This is a genomic window from Winogradskyella ursingii, assembly GCF_013403975.1.
Lineage (GTDB): Bacteria > Bacteroidota > Bacteroidia > Flavobacteriales > Flavobacteriaceae > Winogradskyella > Winogradskyella ursingii.
Genome location: NZ_JABFDH010000001.1, coordinates 593,167 through 608,038 on the forward strand (window position 1 = coordinate 593,167; position 14,872 = coordinate 608,038).

The window sequence follows — 14,872 nt, forward strand, 5'->3', positions numbered from 1 at the left end:
AACGAAATTTTGAAAGTGCAAAGGTATGGTTTTTAAGGTAAAATCCTAAGTTGAAACGTTATAGTTCTGTGAAGATAAGCGTGATTATTTTTGTATGTTGCAGACTGAAATTTTAGAATTAATAAATGCAAGAAAATAACGCTTTTATTTTAACGCTTGCTTATCCCGAAACAATTGTTTCGCATGCTAAGGAATGGTATTCTAAATTTTTAAGATTTGCGTTTATTGGTAATAAAAAATATGTCAGAGCAGGACATGCTGCTTTGGTGCTGATTGATAAATCCACTGGTGATTTAGAATATCACGATTTTGGTAGGTACATCACTCCAGCACCAAATGGAAGGGTGCGAGGGCGTGAAACCGATTTTGAACTGATCTTTCCTATAAAAGCCAATATCGAAAATGATAACATTACCAACCTCTATGAAATTCTGAAATTTTTAGCCACACATCCAAAATTGACTCATGGTGATGGGCACTTATATGCTTCGGTTTGCAATGCTGTTAATTATAACGAGGCCAGGGCTCATATCACAAGAATGCAAAACAAAGGTTTTATTAGATACGCAGCCTTTATAAAAGAGGCCTGTAACTGCGCACGTTTTGTTACCGATGCTTTAATAGAAAGTACAACTTCAGAAAAAATAAAAGTAAAACTTAAAAAATCGAAGCGATTTACGCCAAGCACTATAGGTAATGTTGTGAATGCAGATACCGAATCCAAAGTACATCTCGTTTCGGAAAAAGGGGAATTTAAAAAGTTTAATTCGACTGTGAATAAAGAAAACAGACGTTTGTTTTTGGACGTACTCAAAGATTATAATCCAAGTTTAAAAGGTACAATTAAGCCTCGTAACAATGCCATTAGAGCACAACATGCCCAATGGTTAGGTGGTATTGCCGCTGGAGCGTGGTTTGAAATTTATGATCTGGGAAGTGATACCGAATTCCGTTTTCGAAGAATTTCACCTTATGGAAATGTAGATTGTGATGGTATTTACAAAGTTGAAAACGAAAGTTTTGATATCAACTTAGAGTATAATTTTGTTCATTATTCTAATTGTCTTTTTTTTCATTTAGAGCAGAATTCGCAGGTTTTCCGGTTTGATTATTTAAAAGAGTTTAAATCATAGAGATGATTTTTCTAATCCTTTATGTTATTTCTATCGAGTGACGTTTGAGCGTCAAGAAATCCCAAAACTTAAAAAAAAATATAACATTTGAAGACTATAAACTGGGATTCCTCTTTTTTTTAAAATAACAAGATTTAAATAAGGGTGTAATCACCAGAAAAGAAGAAAATCAATCTAGTTAATTAAGCGCAAATGGAGCACTCAGCTTAAAAGAAGGGATATAGACCTTAAATTTATTGGTCTTTGTAAAGTTCACCATATTGTAATGGCCTTTCATAGCGCCAAATGGTGACGTCAATAAACAACCTGAATTGTAGGTGTGGGATTCGCCTGGTTTAAGAACAGGTTTTTTTCCGATAACACCTTCTCCTTCAACAATTTCTTCATTATTGAGTGCGTCGAGTATTTGCCAGTGTCGGGAATTTAATTGTACAGAATCCTTGCTTTGGTTTTCAATAGTTACTTTGTAGCCAAATGCAAAATGCACTTTATAATTTTTATAAAATGTACCTTCAAAATTGGTTTCGACAGAAATTTTAATGCCGCTTGTTACTTGTTGTACCATTGGTTTTAAAATGTAATTATGCTAAAATAGCATATTTTTTGAATGAACGCTAGATTTACGCTAAGATACCGGAATTTTTAACATTTTTTCGGCAACATAGGTTTCAATTGTGTTGAAAAAAGATAAAATATCTTCTTTTTTAATCACTGAATTAATCGTGACCATGCGAACAAATTCTTGGTTGCCAAAAGTTCCGTAACCTACCATAAGTTTTGCATCTTTATATAAAGCAGTACATAATTCTCTCGCAGGAATGTCTTTATAATTAAAACATACGGAAATAGAATCCTCAAAACTATAGAGAGCGTAATCTTTATTATTTAATATGTAGTTTCGAGCGACATCGGCCATTTCGAATTGGTGGTTCACGATTTTTTCTAAACCTTTTGAACCCACAGATTTCCATAGTGTCCAAATTTTTAAGGCATCATTTCTTCTCCCACATTGCAACGATGTTTTGCCCAGATTAAAGTCATCTCCATCCGTCTGATACAGATAATCGGCTTCATTTGAAAATGAATGGTGCAGTTGTGCTTTATGTTTTGTGACAATGATTGAGCAGCTCAATGGTGTACCCAACATTTTGTGAGCATTTACGCTAAAAGAATCAGAATGCTCTAAACCATTAACTAGATGTTTGTACTTATTACTGAAAATTACTCCGCCACAATATGCGCCATCGACGTGTAACCATAAATTGTGTTTTCTGCAAATTTTGCTAATTGCATTAATATCGTCAAATACACCGAGAACAGTCGTTCCAGCAGTGGCATTTACGAAAAATGGAATAAAACCATTATTCAAATCTTCCTTAATTAATTCATCTAAATGTGAAGATTGCATTTTCCCTTGTCCATTTGTTCTTACTAAACGCACTTGGTTTTTTCCAATTCCGCCAAAAGAGGCATTTTTTGCAATGGAATAGTGTGAAGATTTTGAGGTATAAAGTGTCATTGGTTTGGTAATACCTTCAGCTCTTATCACATCTTTTTTAGCATCACGTGCCATAATCATCGCCATAAAATTGCTCATGGAACCACCTGGAGCAAAGGTGCCATCTGCATCTTTACCATAGCCGGAAAGTTCACAAAATTTATGTAAAACTTCTTTCTCAATACCAACTTGTGGTCCTGCCACTTTATAGGTGTACATGCTGTTATTGAGCATTACAGCTAATAAATCACCTAGTGCAGCTTTTCCAATTCGGCCACCAAATAATTGATTAAAAAATGATGTTGACGCTGTTTTTGGTGTGTTTTTTATAATGGATTTTAAATTGCTCGTAAGCTCATCGTCAATTATACCTTCTTCATTTAAAGATAAATCTAATTTGTTGTAGAGTTCATGTGTCGGAATCGGTTGCGCTACAGGTTGAAGAGATTCTTCCTTAAATAGCACGTCACATAATTCTGAAAATATAGCAATGTCATTTTGCATGAGTTGTAATTGTGTTATTAAAGTGGGTTTGGTCTTAAGAAGTAGGAAATACTTACAGATTAGTTGGAAATATTAACTGAGGAAGCTTCTCCAAAACCAATCAATCTATCGAAACGTGCTCCAAGATCCCGATAATAAACCAAAGCTTTGTAATTATTTTCTGTCTGCCAAAAATTTCCACTAATAGCTCCTTCGTCGAGAATGTTATCGGCATCAACAGCGATATATTTATAATTATAAAAACCTTGTTTCAATCGCATCCAACCTTCATATCTATTGGCCTCAGAATTATAAATCATCTGTGTAATGTTCTCGATTGCGAAAGCATTAAAATTACCATAAATATGAATTTTCTTGTTTTCTACTTCATTAATATTAAGATAAAAATGAACCATGGTGTAATCAGCTTCAACATCCAGGTCAATTTGATCTACAGAAGTAATCTGAAAGTTTCCGTTGATATCTGGGTTATAAGTATAAGGTTGGTTTTTTCTAGATTGATCTGCAAATAAATAAGTGTGGTAAATATCTTTAAGGTCTATAGCCTGTATTGCCACGTTAGCTGCGCGTACATCTTTGGTTTCAAAAAAGAGGTATTCATTTCCGGCCCAAAAGGCAGATTCGGTATCATAACGATAAATAAGTTGGTTGCCCAAGGTGTACTGCGGTTTTAAATCTGAAATAGTGGTGTTGAGATTATTGTTTTTAATGATGTGGGTTTTTATTGTTTCCAGTGGATTGTTAAAATTGATACTATTGGTTGAAATCACTAGGTCTACAGACTGTTTTTCGTCAATAAATTTTACGTCTCTTGAGCGCTTTACTTTGACTCCCACACTAACCAAATCTTCATAAATCATAAATTTTCTACTGAACATTAATTCATTATAACCGTCATAAATGGAAATCATGTAATTTCCGCTTTTGAGCAATGCTCTAGTTTGTTCGTTGGGTATAGTCAATTCATAATGCGAATAAATCTGATAAGTATTGAAAGAGTTTCGGTAATTAAATATTCTTTGATTGTCCAGGCCTTTTAAATATTCGGATTTTACTAAATTAGAAGGGGTCCAATCAAAATTAAAATGCTCTATGACATAATAAAAATCTTCTTCATTGCCGTTCAATGCATCAAATTCCAACACAAGTGGTTCACCTAAATTTAAAATAGGTAATTGACCCCTTGTAGTATTACTTTTAAAGGTTATGGTTTTAATAAAGTCAGGTGGGCTCACTTCTACAGCTTGTGCAAAGAACAGCGCTGGGACAATTAATAATAAAGTGAGATAAAAAAAGGGTTTCCTCATTGTTAAAAATCTATAGTGCTTAAAGATAATCAAAATCTATGCCTTTAAAGAGCTCTCTTATTTATAATCACTATAAATAAAAAAGATGGGTTATATTGAAAAATATTTAAGCATTAATTCGTAAATTTGCACGGATTTTTAGATAACAGAAGATATGTCAAAAGACATCAAAATTAAAAAGGGTTTAGACATAAAGTTGGTCGGTGTGGCCGAAAAAACTACTGAAAATGCTATAATTAGCAATTTCTATTCTATTAGACCCGAAGATTTCCACAGTATCATTCCAAAATTAGTTGCAAAAGAAGGCTCCAAAGTAAAAGCTGGTGAAACCTTGTTTTATAATAAGGATAATGAGGAGATGAAGTTTGTTTCTCCAGTTTCTGGTGAGGTAACAGAAGTGGTGCGTGGGCCGAGACGTCGAATCGATGCAATTAAAATCACTGCAGACAAAGAGCAAACTTTCGTAGACCACGGAAAGTTTGATACCAATGCAACTGCTGAAAAAATCAAGGCACATTTATTGGCTTCCGGTTGCTGGGCTTTTATCAAACAACGTCCTTATGATGTTGTAGCAAAAGCAGATAGCACACCTAGGGCCATTTTTATTTCTGGCTATGCAAGTGCACCTTTGGCAGCAGACTTAGATTATACTTTAGCAGGAAAAGAAGCTGAATTACAAGCTGCAGTTACAGCATTATCTAAATTGACTGAAGGTGGAGTTCATGTTTCCGTTGGAAAAAACTCAAGTTCACCTTTGTCAGGTTTAAGTAATGCTATAATACATCAAGTTTCAGGACCACATCCTTCAGGGAATGTTGGTACATTAATAAATAAAGTAGGCCCTGTAAATAAGGGAGAAACTGTTTGGACGGTAAGTGCACAGGATTTGGTGATTATTGGAGAATTACTCATAACAGGTAAATTTAATGCCGAAAGAATTATTGCCCTAGCAGGTTCTTCAGTTAAAAAACCACGTTATTTTAAAACGAAAATTGGTTCTGAGATTTCAACAATGATTTATGATAATGGTGTTGAAAAAGATGGAAACGATCGTTTTATTTCTGGAAACGTTTTAAGCGGAAAACAGGTTGGTGCAGATGGTCATTTAGATTATTACAGTAATGTGATTTCAGTGATTCCTGAAGGCGACGATTATGAATTCTTCGGTTGGAACAAACCGGTTTTCGATAAGGTGTCAACATCAAGAGCGTTAACGTTTTCTTGGATGAATCCGAATAAAAAATACGAATTGGATACTAATACAAACGGAGAGCATAGAGCATTTGTGCTAACCGGAAATTATGAAGAAGTTTTTCCTCTAGATATCTATCCATTACAAATCCTAAAAGCTTGTATGTATCAAGATTTGGACGAAATGGAAGCTCTAGGAATGTACGAAGTTGCACCAGAAGACTTTGCGTTAACTGAATTTATTTGTGTGTCTAAACAGCCGCATCAAAAAATCATTCGTGAGGGATTAGATTTAATGCTTAAAGAAATAGGATAATATTAGGCTATCCTGGATGTAGCGCTGTACTCAGTCGAAGTTTCTAGGGTCTAAACATATAATAAAATGGGTTTAAAACAAAACTTACACAATCTTAAAGAAAAGTATAAAGGTAAAAAGATGGCACCTGCCTTCAATGCACTTCATACTTTTTTGTATTTGCCAAATGAAACGACCCATAATGGGACGCATATCAAGGCAGCAGACGATTTAAAGCGTACAATGAATACGGTAATCATGGCGTTGGTGCCGTGTTTAATCTTCGGTATGTTTAACGCAGGTTACCAACATTATTTGGCTTTAGGTGAAATTCAACAAGCAGATGGGTTTTTGGGTGCTTCGTTTTGGACACTTGACAATTTTATAATTGGAGCTTGGACAGTCTTACCGTTAGTGGTAGTGTCTTATGGCGTTGGTTTGGCGGTAGAATTTTTATTCGCAGTCATTAAAGGTCATGAAGTGGAAGAAGGTTACTTGGTTACAGGTATGCTTGTGCCATTGATTGTTCCTGTTGATATTCCACTCTGGATGTTAGCAGTAGCTGTAATTTTTGGTGTAGTCATCGGAAAGGAAGTGTTTGGTGGTACGGGAATGAACATCTTAAATCCTGCATTAACTATTAGAGCCTTTTTGTTTTTCGCTTATCCAACTTGGATGTCTGGAGATAAGGTTTGGGTTCATGGAGCGGTTGAACGCGCTGGTACGCCAGATGCGATCTCAGGTGAAACAATTTTAGGAGCTTATGCGCAAAATACATCACTTGCCGGTATCGATTATTGGGATATGTTCTGGGGAATCATTCCTGGTTCCGTTGGCGAGACTTCAAAGTTCTTAATTATAATAGGAGCATTATTTTTAATATTTACCAAAGTAGGTAGCTGGAGAATCATATTTAGTACATTAATTGGAGCATTAGTAATGGGCTTAATTTTCAACGGAGTTGTAGAAGCAGGTTGGATTGGTGACACGAGTAAATTCTACGGTCTAATGAGTGTACCGTTCTGGCAGCATCTAATAATTGGCAGTATTTTGTTTGGTGCAGTTTACATGGCAACAGACCCAGTAACAGCATCACAAACTAATAAAGGTAAATGGATTTATGGATTTTTGATTGGTTTCATTTCAATTATGATTCGTGTATTTAATCCAGCCTATCCAGAAGGAGTATTCTTAGCGATATTATTAATGAATGTTTTTGCGCCAACAATTGACCACTATGTTATTCAAGGTAATGTTAAACGCAGAATGAAACGAGTAAAAGTTAAAGCAGCATAATTATGGCAATTAACACGGATAAAAATAGTTACACCGTCATTTTCTCAATCGTTATGGTTGTGGTTGTCGGTGCGATATTGGCAGGTTTGGCTTCAGGGTTAAAACCAATGGTAAAAGCCAATGAGCGTTTTGAAAAACAACAGAATATCCTTTATGCAATGGGTATCAATAATAATGAGGGAGCAAATGATGTGGAATTTATTCCAACTGAAGAAGTTGAGGCTGAATTTAAAAAATACATCAAACAGCAATATGTGTTTCAAGGTGGAGAATTGAAAGAAAACGATGAAGCTTACCTTATTGACATTAAAAAGGAAGAAACAAAAGCGAAGAATGACGACTACGAAAGACGCCTACCTATTTTTGTTGGCGAAATGGAAGATGGCCAAGAAGTTCATATCGTGCCTGTAAGAGGTAAAGGACTCTGGGATGCAATTTGGGGCTTCGTAGCTTTAGATAAAAGTATGACTATTCAAGGTGTGTATTTTGACCATAAAGGGGAAACACCAGGTCTTGGTGCAGAAATCAAGCAACGTTATTTTATGGATGACTTTACAGGAGAAGAGTTTTTAGATGGAGAAGTGTTTAAAGGTATTTCTGTAGCAAAAGGGAATAACGATCCTAAAAATTTAATAAAAGACGATCAAGAAGTTGATGCTTTAGCAGGCGCTACAATTACGGGTGATGGGCTTGCGGTAATGTTGAGTAAAGACATTAAAATGTATATGCCTTATTTCAAGACCTTAAACTAATTATTTATATGGGACTTTTATCAAAAAAAGATAGCAAATTAATCATGGATCCCTTAGCGGATAATAATCCTATTACCATACAGGTATTGGGAATATGTTCAGCTTTGGCAATTACGGCTCAGTTAAAACCGTCAATTGTAATGGCAATTTCTGTGATGTTTGTAATGGGAGTAGGTAACGTGGTAATTTCTTTAATGAGAAATATAATACCATCAAAAATTAGAATTATCGTTCAGCTTGTTGTTGTAGCAACACTAGTGATTATAGTTGACCAAGTGTTAAAAGCTTTTGCGTATAGTTTAAGTAAGGAGCTTTCGGTATTTATTGGGTTGATTATAACCAACTGTATCATTATGGGACGTTTTGAAGCCTTTGCTTTAGGAAACGGAGTATGGAGGTCATTCCTTGATGGTATAGGTAATGCATTGGGTTATGGAGTAATCTTAATTATTGTTGGATTCTTTAGAGAGCTTTTAGGCTCAGGAACCTTATTCGGATTTAAAGTATTAGGTGACCCAGTTGAAAAAACTGGATTATACGCCATAGGTTATGAAAACAATGGTTTTATGGTATTACCACCAATGGCATTGATAGTTGTAGGTATTATCATTTGGGTACAACGTAGTAGAAACAAGGATTTAATCGAGGACTAAAAATAGTAAGCAGTAAACAGTGTTCAGTAGGCAGTAAGCCATTGACTGAAAACTGCCAACTGCAAACTGAAGACTTATAAAAAATGGAACATATAGAATTATTTTTTAAATCGGTATTTGTAGATAACATGGTGTTCGCTTACTTTTTGGGTATGTGTTCTTACTTGGCTGTATCTAAAAAAGTATCAACGGCTGTAGGTTTAGGTGCTGCAGTAATTTTCGTTTTAGCGATTACAGTGCCATTAAACTGGTTATTAGATCAATATTTACTGCAAGAAGGAGCATTGACTTGGTTGGGTGAGGAATATGCAGATTACGATTTGAGTTTCCTTTCATTTATCATGTTTATTGCAACTATTGCGACTATGGTACAATTGGTAGAAATTATAGTTGAAAAATTCTCACCAGCATTGTATAATTCATTAGGTATCTTTTTACCATTGATTGCTGTAAACTGTGCAATTTTAGGTGGTTCATTATTTATGCAATCTCGTGAAATTGAAACTTTAGGCTTAGCATTAAATTACGGAATTGCATCGGGAATTGGTTGGTTCTTAGCAATTGTTGCCATTGCAGCCATTAGAGAGAAGATAAGATATTCCAACGTGCCAGCACCCTTAAGAGGCTTAGGTATAACTTTTATCATTACAGGGTTAATGGCGATTGGCTTTATGAGTTTTGGAGGTATGTTAACAGGTGGCGAAGATGAAGCTACTGAAGAGAGCAGAGAAGATACAGTTGGGATGGTTATTGAAACACCAGCTTTAGAAAAAAATACAGAAACCGATCTTAGTATAGAAAACACTCAAGATTCTAACAAATAATTACGTAATTATGATATTAGCGGCAAGTACTATAGGAACAGTTATCGCAACAGTGGTAGCATTTTTGGTGGTTACCTTATTGTTAGTGAGCCTACTTTTGGTTGTAAAACAAAAACTATCACCATCTGGTCCTGTAAAAATTACTATTAATGGCGAACGCGAAATAGAAGTAGCTTCTGGAGGGACATTACTAAACACTTTGGGAAGCAATAAAGTCTTCTTACCATCGGCTTGCGGTGGAGGTGGAACTTGTATTCAGTGTGAATGCCACGTGCTTTCAGGTGGAGGTGAAGCTTTACCGACTGAGACACCTCATTTTAGTAGAAAAGAATTAAAGGAAGGCGCACGTTTATCTTGTCAGGTAAAAGTGAAGCAGGATATGGAAATTACCATTCCTGAAGAAGTTTTCGGAATTAAAAAATGGGAGGCGACTGTAGTTAGAAACTATAATGTAGCTTCCTTTATTAAGGAATTCGTTGTAGAAATACCTGAAGATATGGGTTACAAAGCTGGTGGTTATATTCAGATTGAAATTCCTCCATGCGAAATTAAATATGAAGATATTGATATAACAGCACATCCAGAAGAGCACGAAACACCAGATAAGTTTCAAGCAGAATGGGATAAATTCAATCTATGGCCTTTGGTAATGAAAAATACCGAAACAGTAGAAAGAGCATACTCTATGGCTTCCTACCCAGCTGAGGGCCGTGAAATTATGTTGAATGTTCGTATTGCAACTCCGCCATGGGATAGAAACAAAAATGGATGGATGGATGTAAATCCAGGTGTAGCATCATCATATATTTTCGCTCAAAAAGAAGGAGATAAAGTAACCATTTCTGGACCTTATGGAGAATTCTTTATAAACGAATCTGAAAGTGAAATGCTTTATGTAGGTGGTGGTGCTGGTATGGCTCCAATGCGTTCGCATTTATATCACTTATTCAAAACGTTGAAAACAGGAAGAAAAGTAACGTATTGGTATGGTGGACGTTCTAAACGAGAATTGTTCTACATCGACCACTTTAGAGAACTTGAACAAGAATTTCCAAACTTTAAATTCTATATGGCACTTTCTGAACCATTGGAAGAAGACAATTGGAAAGTTAAAAATAGCATTGATGATGAAGGTGATGGTTTTGTCGGGTTTATCCATAACTGTGTAATTGATAACTACCTTAATCATCATGAAGCACCAGAAGATATTGAATTATACTTCTGTGGCCCACCATTAATGAACCAAGCGGTACAGAAAATGGGTGAGGATTTTGGAATCCCAGATGAACACATTAGATTTGATGACTTTGGTGGATAGAATTCCATTGAAACAGTCCCGAAACTTCGGGATCATAATCGAGAATCAAAGACCATAAAAAAAGCCAGCATCTTAAAAGTGCTGGCTTTTTAAATTCATTAAAATTAAAAATATTTATACCTCAGTAATCCCTTCGGAAATACGCTTCAATTTTTCTATTGAAATGGGTTTCACAATATAATTTGAAACGTTTTGATATTGCTTCACACGTTCTTTATCTGCTGGGTCGATAGAAGAACTTACTATGAAAATGGTTATTTCTTTAGAAGATTCGATTTTTATAAATTCGTCCAAAAACTGCCATCCATCCATGATGGGCATGTTGATGTCAAGAAGAATAACATCTGGGATATTTTCACCAGAAATTATAATAGGTTTTAAGTTGTCTATGGCCTCTTGTCCATTCTTGTAAATCATAAAAGACTCACAAAAATCTGAAAGTTCCATCATGCGCTTTGCTCCAAATACAAATATTGGATCATCATCAATAATGCAGGCTATGTCAATTTGTTTCATGTTTTCTTAGGTGTATATAGAAGGTTGTACCTTTATTTACTTCGCTATTTACTTCAATCTTACCGCCAATGGCTTCGATTTGATTTTTTGTTATAAAAAGACCTAAGCCTCTTGAATCTTCATGATTATGAAATGTTTTATACATTCCAAATAATTTGTCGCCGTGTTTGCTTAAATCGATTCCTTGCCCATTATCTATTATCTCTAAAACTATATACTCTCCTTTTTCATAAGCACGCAATAAGATAACCGCATTTTCATGTTGTCTTTTGTATTTTATTGAATTGGTCAAAAAATTCAATAGTATGCTGTCAATATATGCAGGTATACCTGAAATGTTTATTTTAGGATCAACATCAACTGAGACTTTAGATTGTGTTTGTAAAATCTGGGCGGCAATTGAAGAAAGTACATTATCAATGCTTTTAGAAAGATTTACGTTTTCGACATTTATATTTCTTTTGGTATTCATCACCGCAACATCGTTAAGATTGCTAACAGTATCACCAAGATGGTTCACAGCGTCTTCTATTAAAGGGAAAATTGAATTTTTAGTTGTTTCTGGCACATCCATTTTCATAATATCGAGTAGCATATCCAAATTACTATAATGCGATCTGAGATTATGGGAAACAATATGTGCAAAATTCAATAAACGCTTGTTTTGGTTTTCAGTTGTAGCAAGTAGTTGTGCTACTTTACTACTACTTTTCTTTATTTGGGTCAAATCATTTATTTGTGCTACAAAGTGGAGCGGTGTGCCGTTTTTGTCCTTTACAATTGAAGTAGACAATAAGGCCCAAATAACGTTTCCATTTTTATGTAGGTAGCGCTTTTCGGTTTCAAAATAATTGATTTTGCCGTTAACCATGTTCATCATGGCTTTATATCCAACTCTAAGATCATCTGGATGAGTGATATCCATAAAACTAAGCTGTTTAAGCTCTTCTTTAGTATATCCAAAAGTCTTACAAAGACTTTTGTTTACGTTCAACCAACTGCCATTGAGATCTACAATAGCCATCCCTACCAAGGCGTTGTCAAATGTACGCCTAAGTTGGTCTTCTTTATATGCAAGTTCTCTTGCATTTTTTGTTTTTTCATCAATATCCTGAAACAATCCTTGCACCTTAATACATTTACCATTTTCTATAACAGGTATTCCAATGGCTCTAACCCATTTATCTTTACCATTTGCTGTAACTATTTGAAGTTCTGCATCATATTTTTCTAGTTTCTCTAGACATATAGTAAAAAGTTCAGTAATCCTGTTTCTGCTATAGCCTTGCTTGTAAAAAGAAATACCCGTTTCTACGTTGGGTATATAATCTAACGGCACTTCATGAATTCTTTTGGTTTCATCACTCCAGTAGAGTGAATTAGATTCGATATCAAATTCCCAAGTTCCAATTGAGGCAGCTTTTTGAATAAAATCCAATAAGGAAATATCACAGCTATGAGATAATATTTGTTTTGTTAGGGAGGACATAAAATAGTAGGTAGCTAATGTTCAGGCTTCAATATAGATTTATTTTTTGAATTTAACACAATTACATGTAGATAATTACGGTAAAAAGTAATTATAAGTACGATTATTCTTTCAAATATATATTTTTTCTTTGAATTTTCGGGATTTTTGGTTTGATATAGAATTTTGAATAGTGTCTATAGCCATGACATTTTCTATATTATCCAAACGGCAAAGTACAGCTATAACTTCGCTCAATCCGTTGAATAATATATCATTATCCTTAAAATTTTTCGGTTTCTGTAAACGATTGTTTTTGATGAATTTGTAACCACATCCTTTTAAAAAAGCAGTTTCAACCTGTAACAGTTCCATTGGCGAATACCCGTTAAATCTTCGTCCTAATTTTTGATTTAGCATACCAATATAGCTCAGTCGCGTCGTGCCATGTTTTTCAGAAAGATATTCCCATTGGCTTATATTATCTAAAATATTGCCCACTGCGCAGTGTTTACAATCTTCAGGATTTAAAGTGTTATTATGAAATGCTGAATATAATTTTTGTACGGCAAGGTTAAATCGCTTTGAAGTGATCATGTTGTTTGTTTTACTTGTATTAAGATACGAAAACCTTATGTTATTTTCAAAATGCTACATTATTTACGTTAAAACTAAATTTTAATTGAATCCAACTTGCCCTTTTACCGATTCAAATAATTGCTTTGAATCAAACCCAATTCCATCTTTAAAAACGGTTTCTAATTTTCTGATGTTTTTAATATCTGTTGATATGTCACCATCAATCAATAACAAGTCTGCAGTCTTTCCAATTTCAACAGTGCCCAATTCATTATCGACACCCAAAAATTTTGCCCCATTCAGTGTACAGATTTTAATAGCTTCTTCAACTGAAAAACCTGCTTCGACTAAGATTTCTACAGTACGTTGATTCGCATATCCTGCTACGGTACGACCAGCACCAGTAGGATCTGTACCAGCGACTAAAAAACCACCTTTATCGTGAAAGCGCTTCACCCATTTTAGATTTTTATTAAACATTGCTAAGCTAGCACTATCCTTTCCTTGTGCTCTTTCATAGGAAGTTTTAAGCCTTTCCTGTATTTGAGGAGCTAAGGCGTCAAACCCTCCGCCAGGAACTATTTCACGATCGGTATAAGGTTCAAAAACGTTAGGTGTGGTGGTAATTACGGTATTGTTTTTTATGAGTAAATCTATTAAATTGTTAATTTCTACACCATCTTCATCTTCTGCTCGCAATCCCGTTCTTGCAGCAAAAGGATCACAAAATTCGTCTTGTTTGTCTTTTGCAAAATCACTTGCAGCCATAAAGCCATGCTCCAGGTTGTCAATGCCAATATTGGATGCGTCTTCATATGTTAGTGAGCATAGATGACCAGTAACTTTTAATCCACGTTTGTGCGCTTCTTCAACACAAATTTTTAAATCTTCTTTAGTGATGTTGTTATATACCTTGAATGACGTTACACCTTTGTCTGCCCAATAATTTACAATTTTGGAAACTTCGTCCGTATTGCCAATAAACCCAAGCTCTGGCACTTTAGGACCTTCACGCTCTATAAATGGACCTGTAACGTGCATTTTCGGTCCTGTCATTTTACCTTCGTTTATCCATTTTTTTACGTTAAGATCTGTTTGCGGTTGTATACTTCCACCGGTTCGCATTGAAGTGACACCACCAGCAAGATACAAACGAGGAAAAGTAAATGTCATTTGACCGACGCTAAACCAGTTTTCAAAAGGTTTGGTGTAAAACAGGTGTTCGTGCAACATTACAAGACCTGGAATTACGGTTTTTCCTTCACCATCTATTTGTGTGATATTATTTGGGATTGAAGTTTCATCAGAATTTCCTAAAGCTGTTATTTTACCATCCGTAACAACAATTGTTTGCGAAGTTTTTATGGTACTGCCAGTGCCATCAATAAGTTTTACGTTTGTTATGGCGAAACTATTGGTATCCACAGTTATAAATCGTTGTACTTGTTGTGAGAACTCTTGTGCTTCAAACTGAATTGAAATCAAGAATACGATTATAAATAGTTTCAGTTTCATAATAATTGAGATTTCTTTAAAAT

Annotated in this window: 14 protein-coding genes; 7 read left to right on the forward strand and 7 right to left on the reverse strand. The window is 35.0% G+C overall.

The window, feature by feature from the left end; translation table 11 throughout:
- Window positions 1-125 precede the first annotated feature (125 nt).
- Window positions 126-1,133 (forward strand): DUF6695 family protein, encoded by a 1,008-nt coding sequence (locus HM983_RS02665; protein WP_179343842.1) that lies wholly within the window; start codon window positions 126-128, stop codon window positions 1,131-1,133.
- Between the two features lie 178 nt (window positions 1,134-1,311).
- Here the strand turns inward: HM983_RS02665 and apaG are convergent, their stop codons facing one another.
- From apaG to HM983_RS02680, 3 genes are read right to left on the reverse strand one after another with little or no spacing between them, the layout of a single operon-like run.
- Window positions 1,312-1,698, reverse strand: coding sequence for a Co2+/Mg2+ efflux protein ApaG (gene apaG / locus HM983_RS02670; RefSeq protein WP_179343843.1), 387 nt, complete (start codon window positions 1,696-1,698; stop codon window positions 1,312-1,314).
- Window positions 1,699-1,758: 60 nt separating this feature from the next.
- Entirely contained in the window at window positions 1,759-3,135 is a 1,377-nt protein-coding gene (locus HM983_RS02675) for a pyridoxal phosphate-dependent decarboxylase family protein (RefSeq protein ID WP_179343844.1), read from the reverse strand.
- A 59-nt stretch (window positions 3,136-3,194) separates the two neighbouring features.
- Complete coding sequence (locus HM983_RS02680) at window positions 3,195-4,442, reverse strand: type IX secretion system plug protein (protein ID WP_179343845.1); 1,248 nt, start codon at window positions 4,440-4,442, stop codon at window positions 3,195-3,197.
- A 154-nt stretch (window positions 4,443-4,596) separates the two neighbouring features.
- Between HM983_RS02680 and HM983_RS02685 the strand changes: the two genes are divergently transcribed.
- The 6 genes from HM983_RS02685 to nqrF all read left to right on the forward strand — a co-directional run bounded on the left by HM983_RS02685 (window position 4,597) and on the right by nqrF (window position 10,771).
- Window positions 4,597-5,949, forward strand: a complete 1,353-nt coding sequence (locus HM983_RS02685; protein WP_179343846.1) for a Na(+)-translocating NADH-quinone reductase subunit A — start codon at window positions 4,597-4,599, stop codon at window positions 5,947-5,949.
- Window positions 5,950-6,015: 66 nt separating this feature from the next.
- The gene (locus HM983_RS02690; protein ID WP_179343847.1) at window positions 6,016-7,224 is read left to right on the forward strand and encodes an NADH:ubiquinone reductase (Na(+)-transporting) subunit B; all 1,209 of its coding nucleotides are present in this window, start codon (window positions 6,016-6,018) and stop codon (window positions 7,222-7,224) included.
- A gap of 2 nt (window positions 7,225-7,226) precedes the next feature.
- A complete protein-coding gene (locus HM983_RS02695; protein WP_179343848.1) occupies window positions 7,227-7,976 on the forward strand; it encodes a Na(+)-translocating NADH-quinone reductase subunit C in 750 nt (249 codons plus the stop codon).
- Window positions 7,977-7,984: 8 nt separating this feature from the next.
- The gene (locus HM983_RS02700; RefSeq protein WP_179343849.1) at window positions 7,985-8,629 is read left to right on the forward strand and encodes an NADH:ubiquinone reductase (Na(+)-transporting) subunit D; all 645 of its coding nucleotides are present in this window, start codon (window positions 7,985-7,987) and stop codon (window positions 8,627-8,629) included.
- A gap of 83 nt (window positions 8,630-8,712) precedes the next feature.
- Window positions 8,713-9,453: an NADH:ubiquinone reductase (Na(+)-transporting) subunit E gene (gene nqrE, locus HM983_RS02705; RefSeq protein ID WP_179343850.1), complete on the forward strand. Its 741-nt coding sequence runs from the start codon at window positions 8,713-8,715 to the stop codon at window positions 9,451-9,453.
- 10 nt (window positions 9,454-9,463) lie between these two features.
- Window positions 9,464-10,771 (forward strand): NADH:ubiquinone reductase (Na(+)-transporting) subunit F, encoded by a 1,308-nt coding sequence (gene nqrF / locus HM983_RS02710; RefSeq protein WP_179343851.1) that lies wholly within the window; start codon window positions 9,464-9,466, stop codon window positions 10,769-10,771.
- 114 nt (window positions 10,772-10,885) lie between these two features.
- On the opposite strand, the gene HM983_RS02715 is transcribed toward nqrF, so the two are convergent.
- From HM983_RS02715 to HM983_RS02730, 4 genes are all read right to left on the reverse strand, one after another.
- Window positions 10,886-11,287 carry a response regulator gene (locus HM983_RS02715; protein WP_179343852.1) on the reverse strand — a complete coding sequence of 134 codons (402 nt, stop codon included), beginning with the start codon at window positions 11,285-11,287 and terminating at the stop codon, window positions 10,886-10,888.
- The gene (locus HM983_RS02720; protein ID WP_179343853.1) at window positions 11,274-12,776 is read right to left on the reverse strand and encodes a sensor histidine kinase; all 1,503 of its coding nucleotides are present in this window, start codon (window positions 12,774-12,776) and stop codon (window positions 11,274-11,276) included. Before HM983_RS02720 ends, HM983_RS02715 begins: the two co-directional genes overlap by 14 nt.
- A gap of 111 nt (window positions 12,777-12,887) precedes the next feature.
- Complete coding sequence (locus HM983_RS02725; RefSeq protein WP_179343854.1) at window positions 12,888-13,352, reverse strand: Na(+)-translocating NADH-quinone reductase subunit F; 465 nt, start codon at window positions 13,350-13,352, stop codon at window positions 12,888-12,890.
- An 81-nt stretch (window positions 13,353-13,433) separates the two neighbouring features.
- A complete protein-coding gene (locus HM983_RS02730) occupies window positions 13,434-14,849 on the reverse strand; it encodes an amidohydrolase family protein (RefSeq protein ID WP_179343855.1) in 1,416 nt (471 codons plus the stop codon).
- Window positions 14,850-14,872 lie beyond the last annotated feature (23 nt).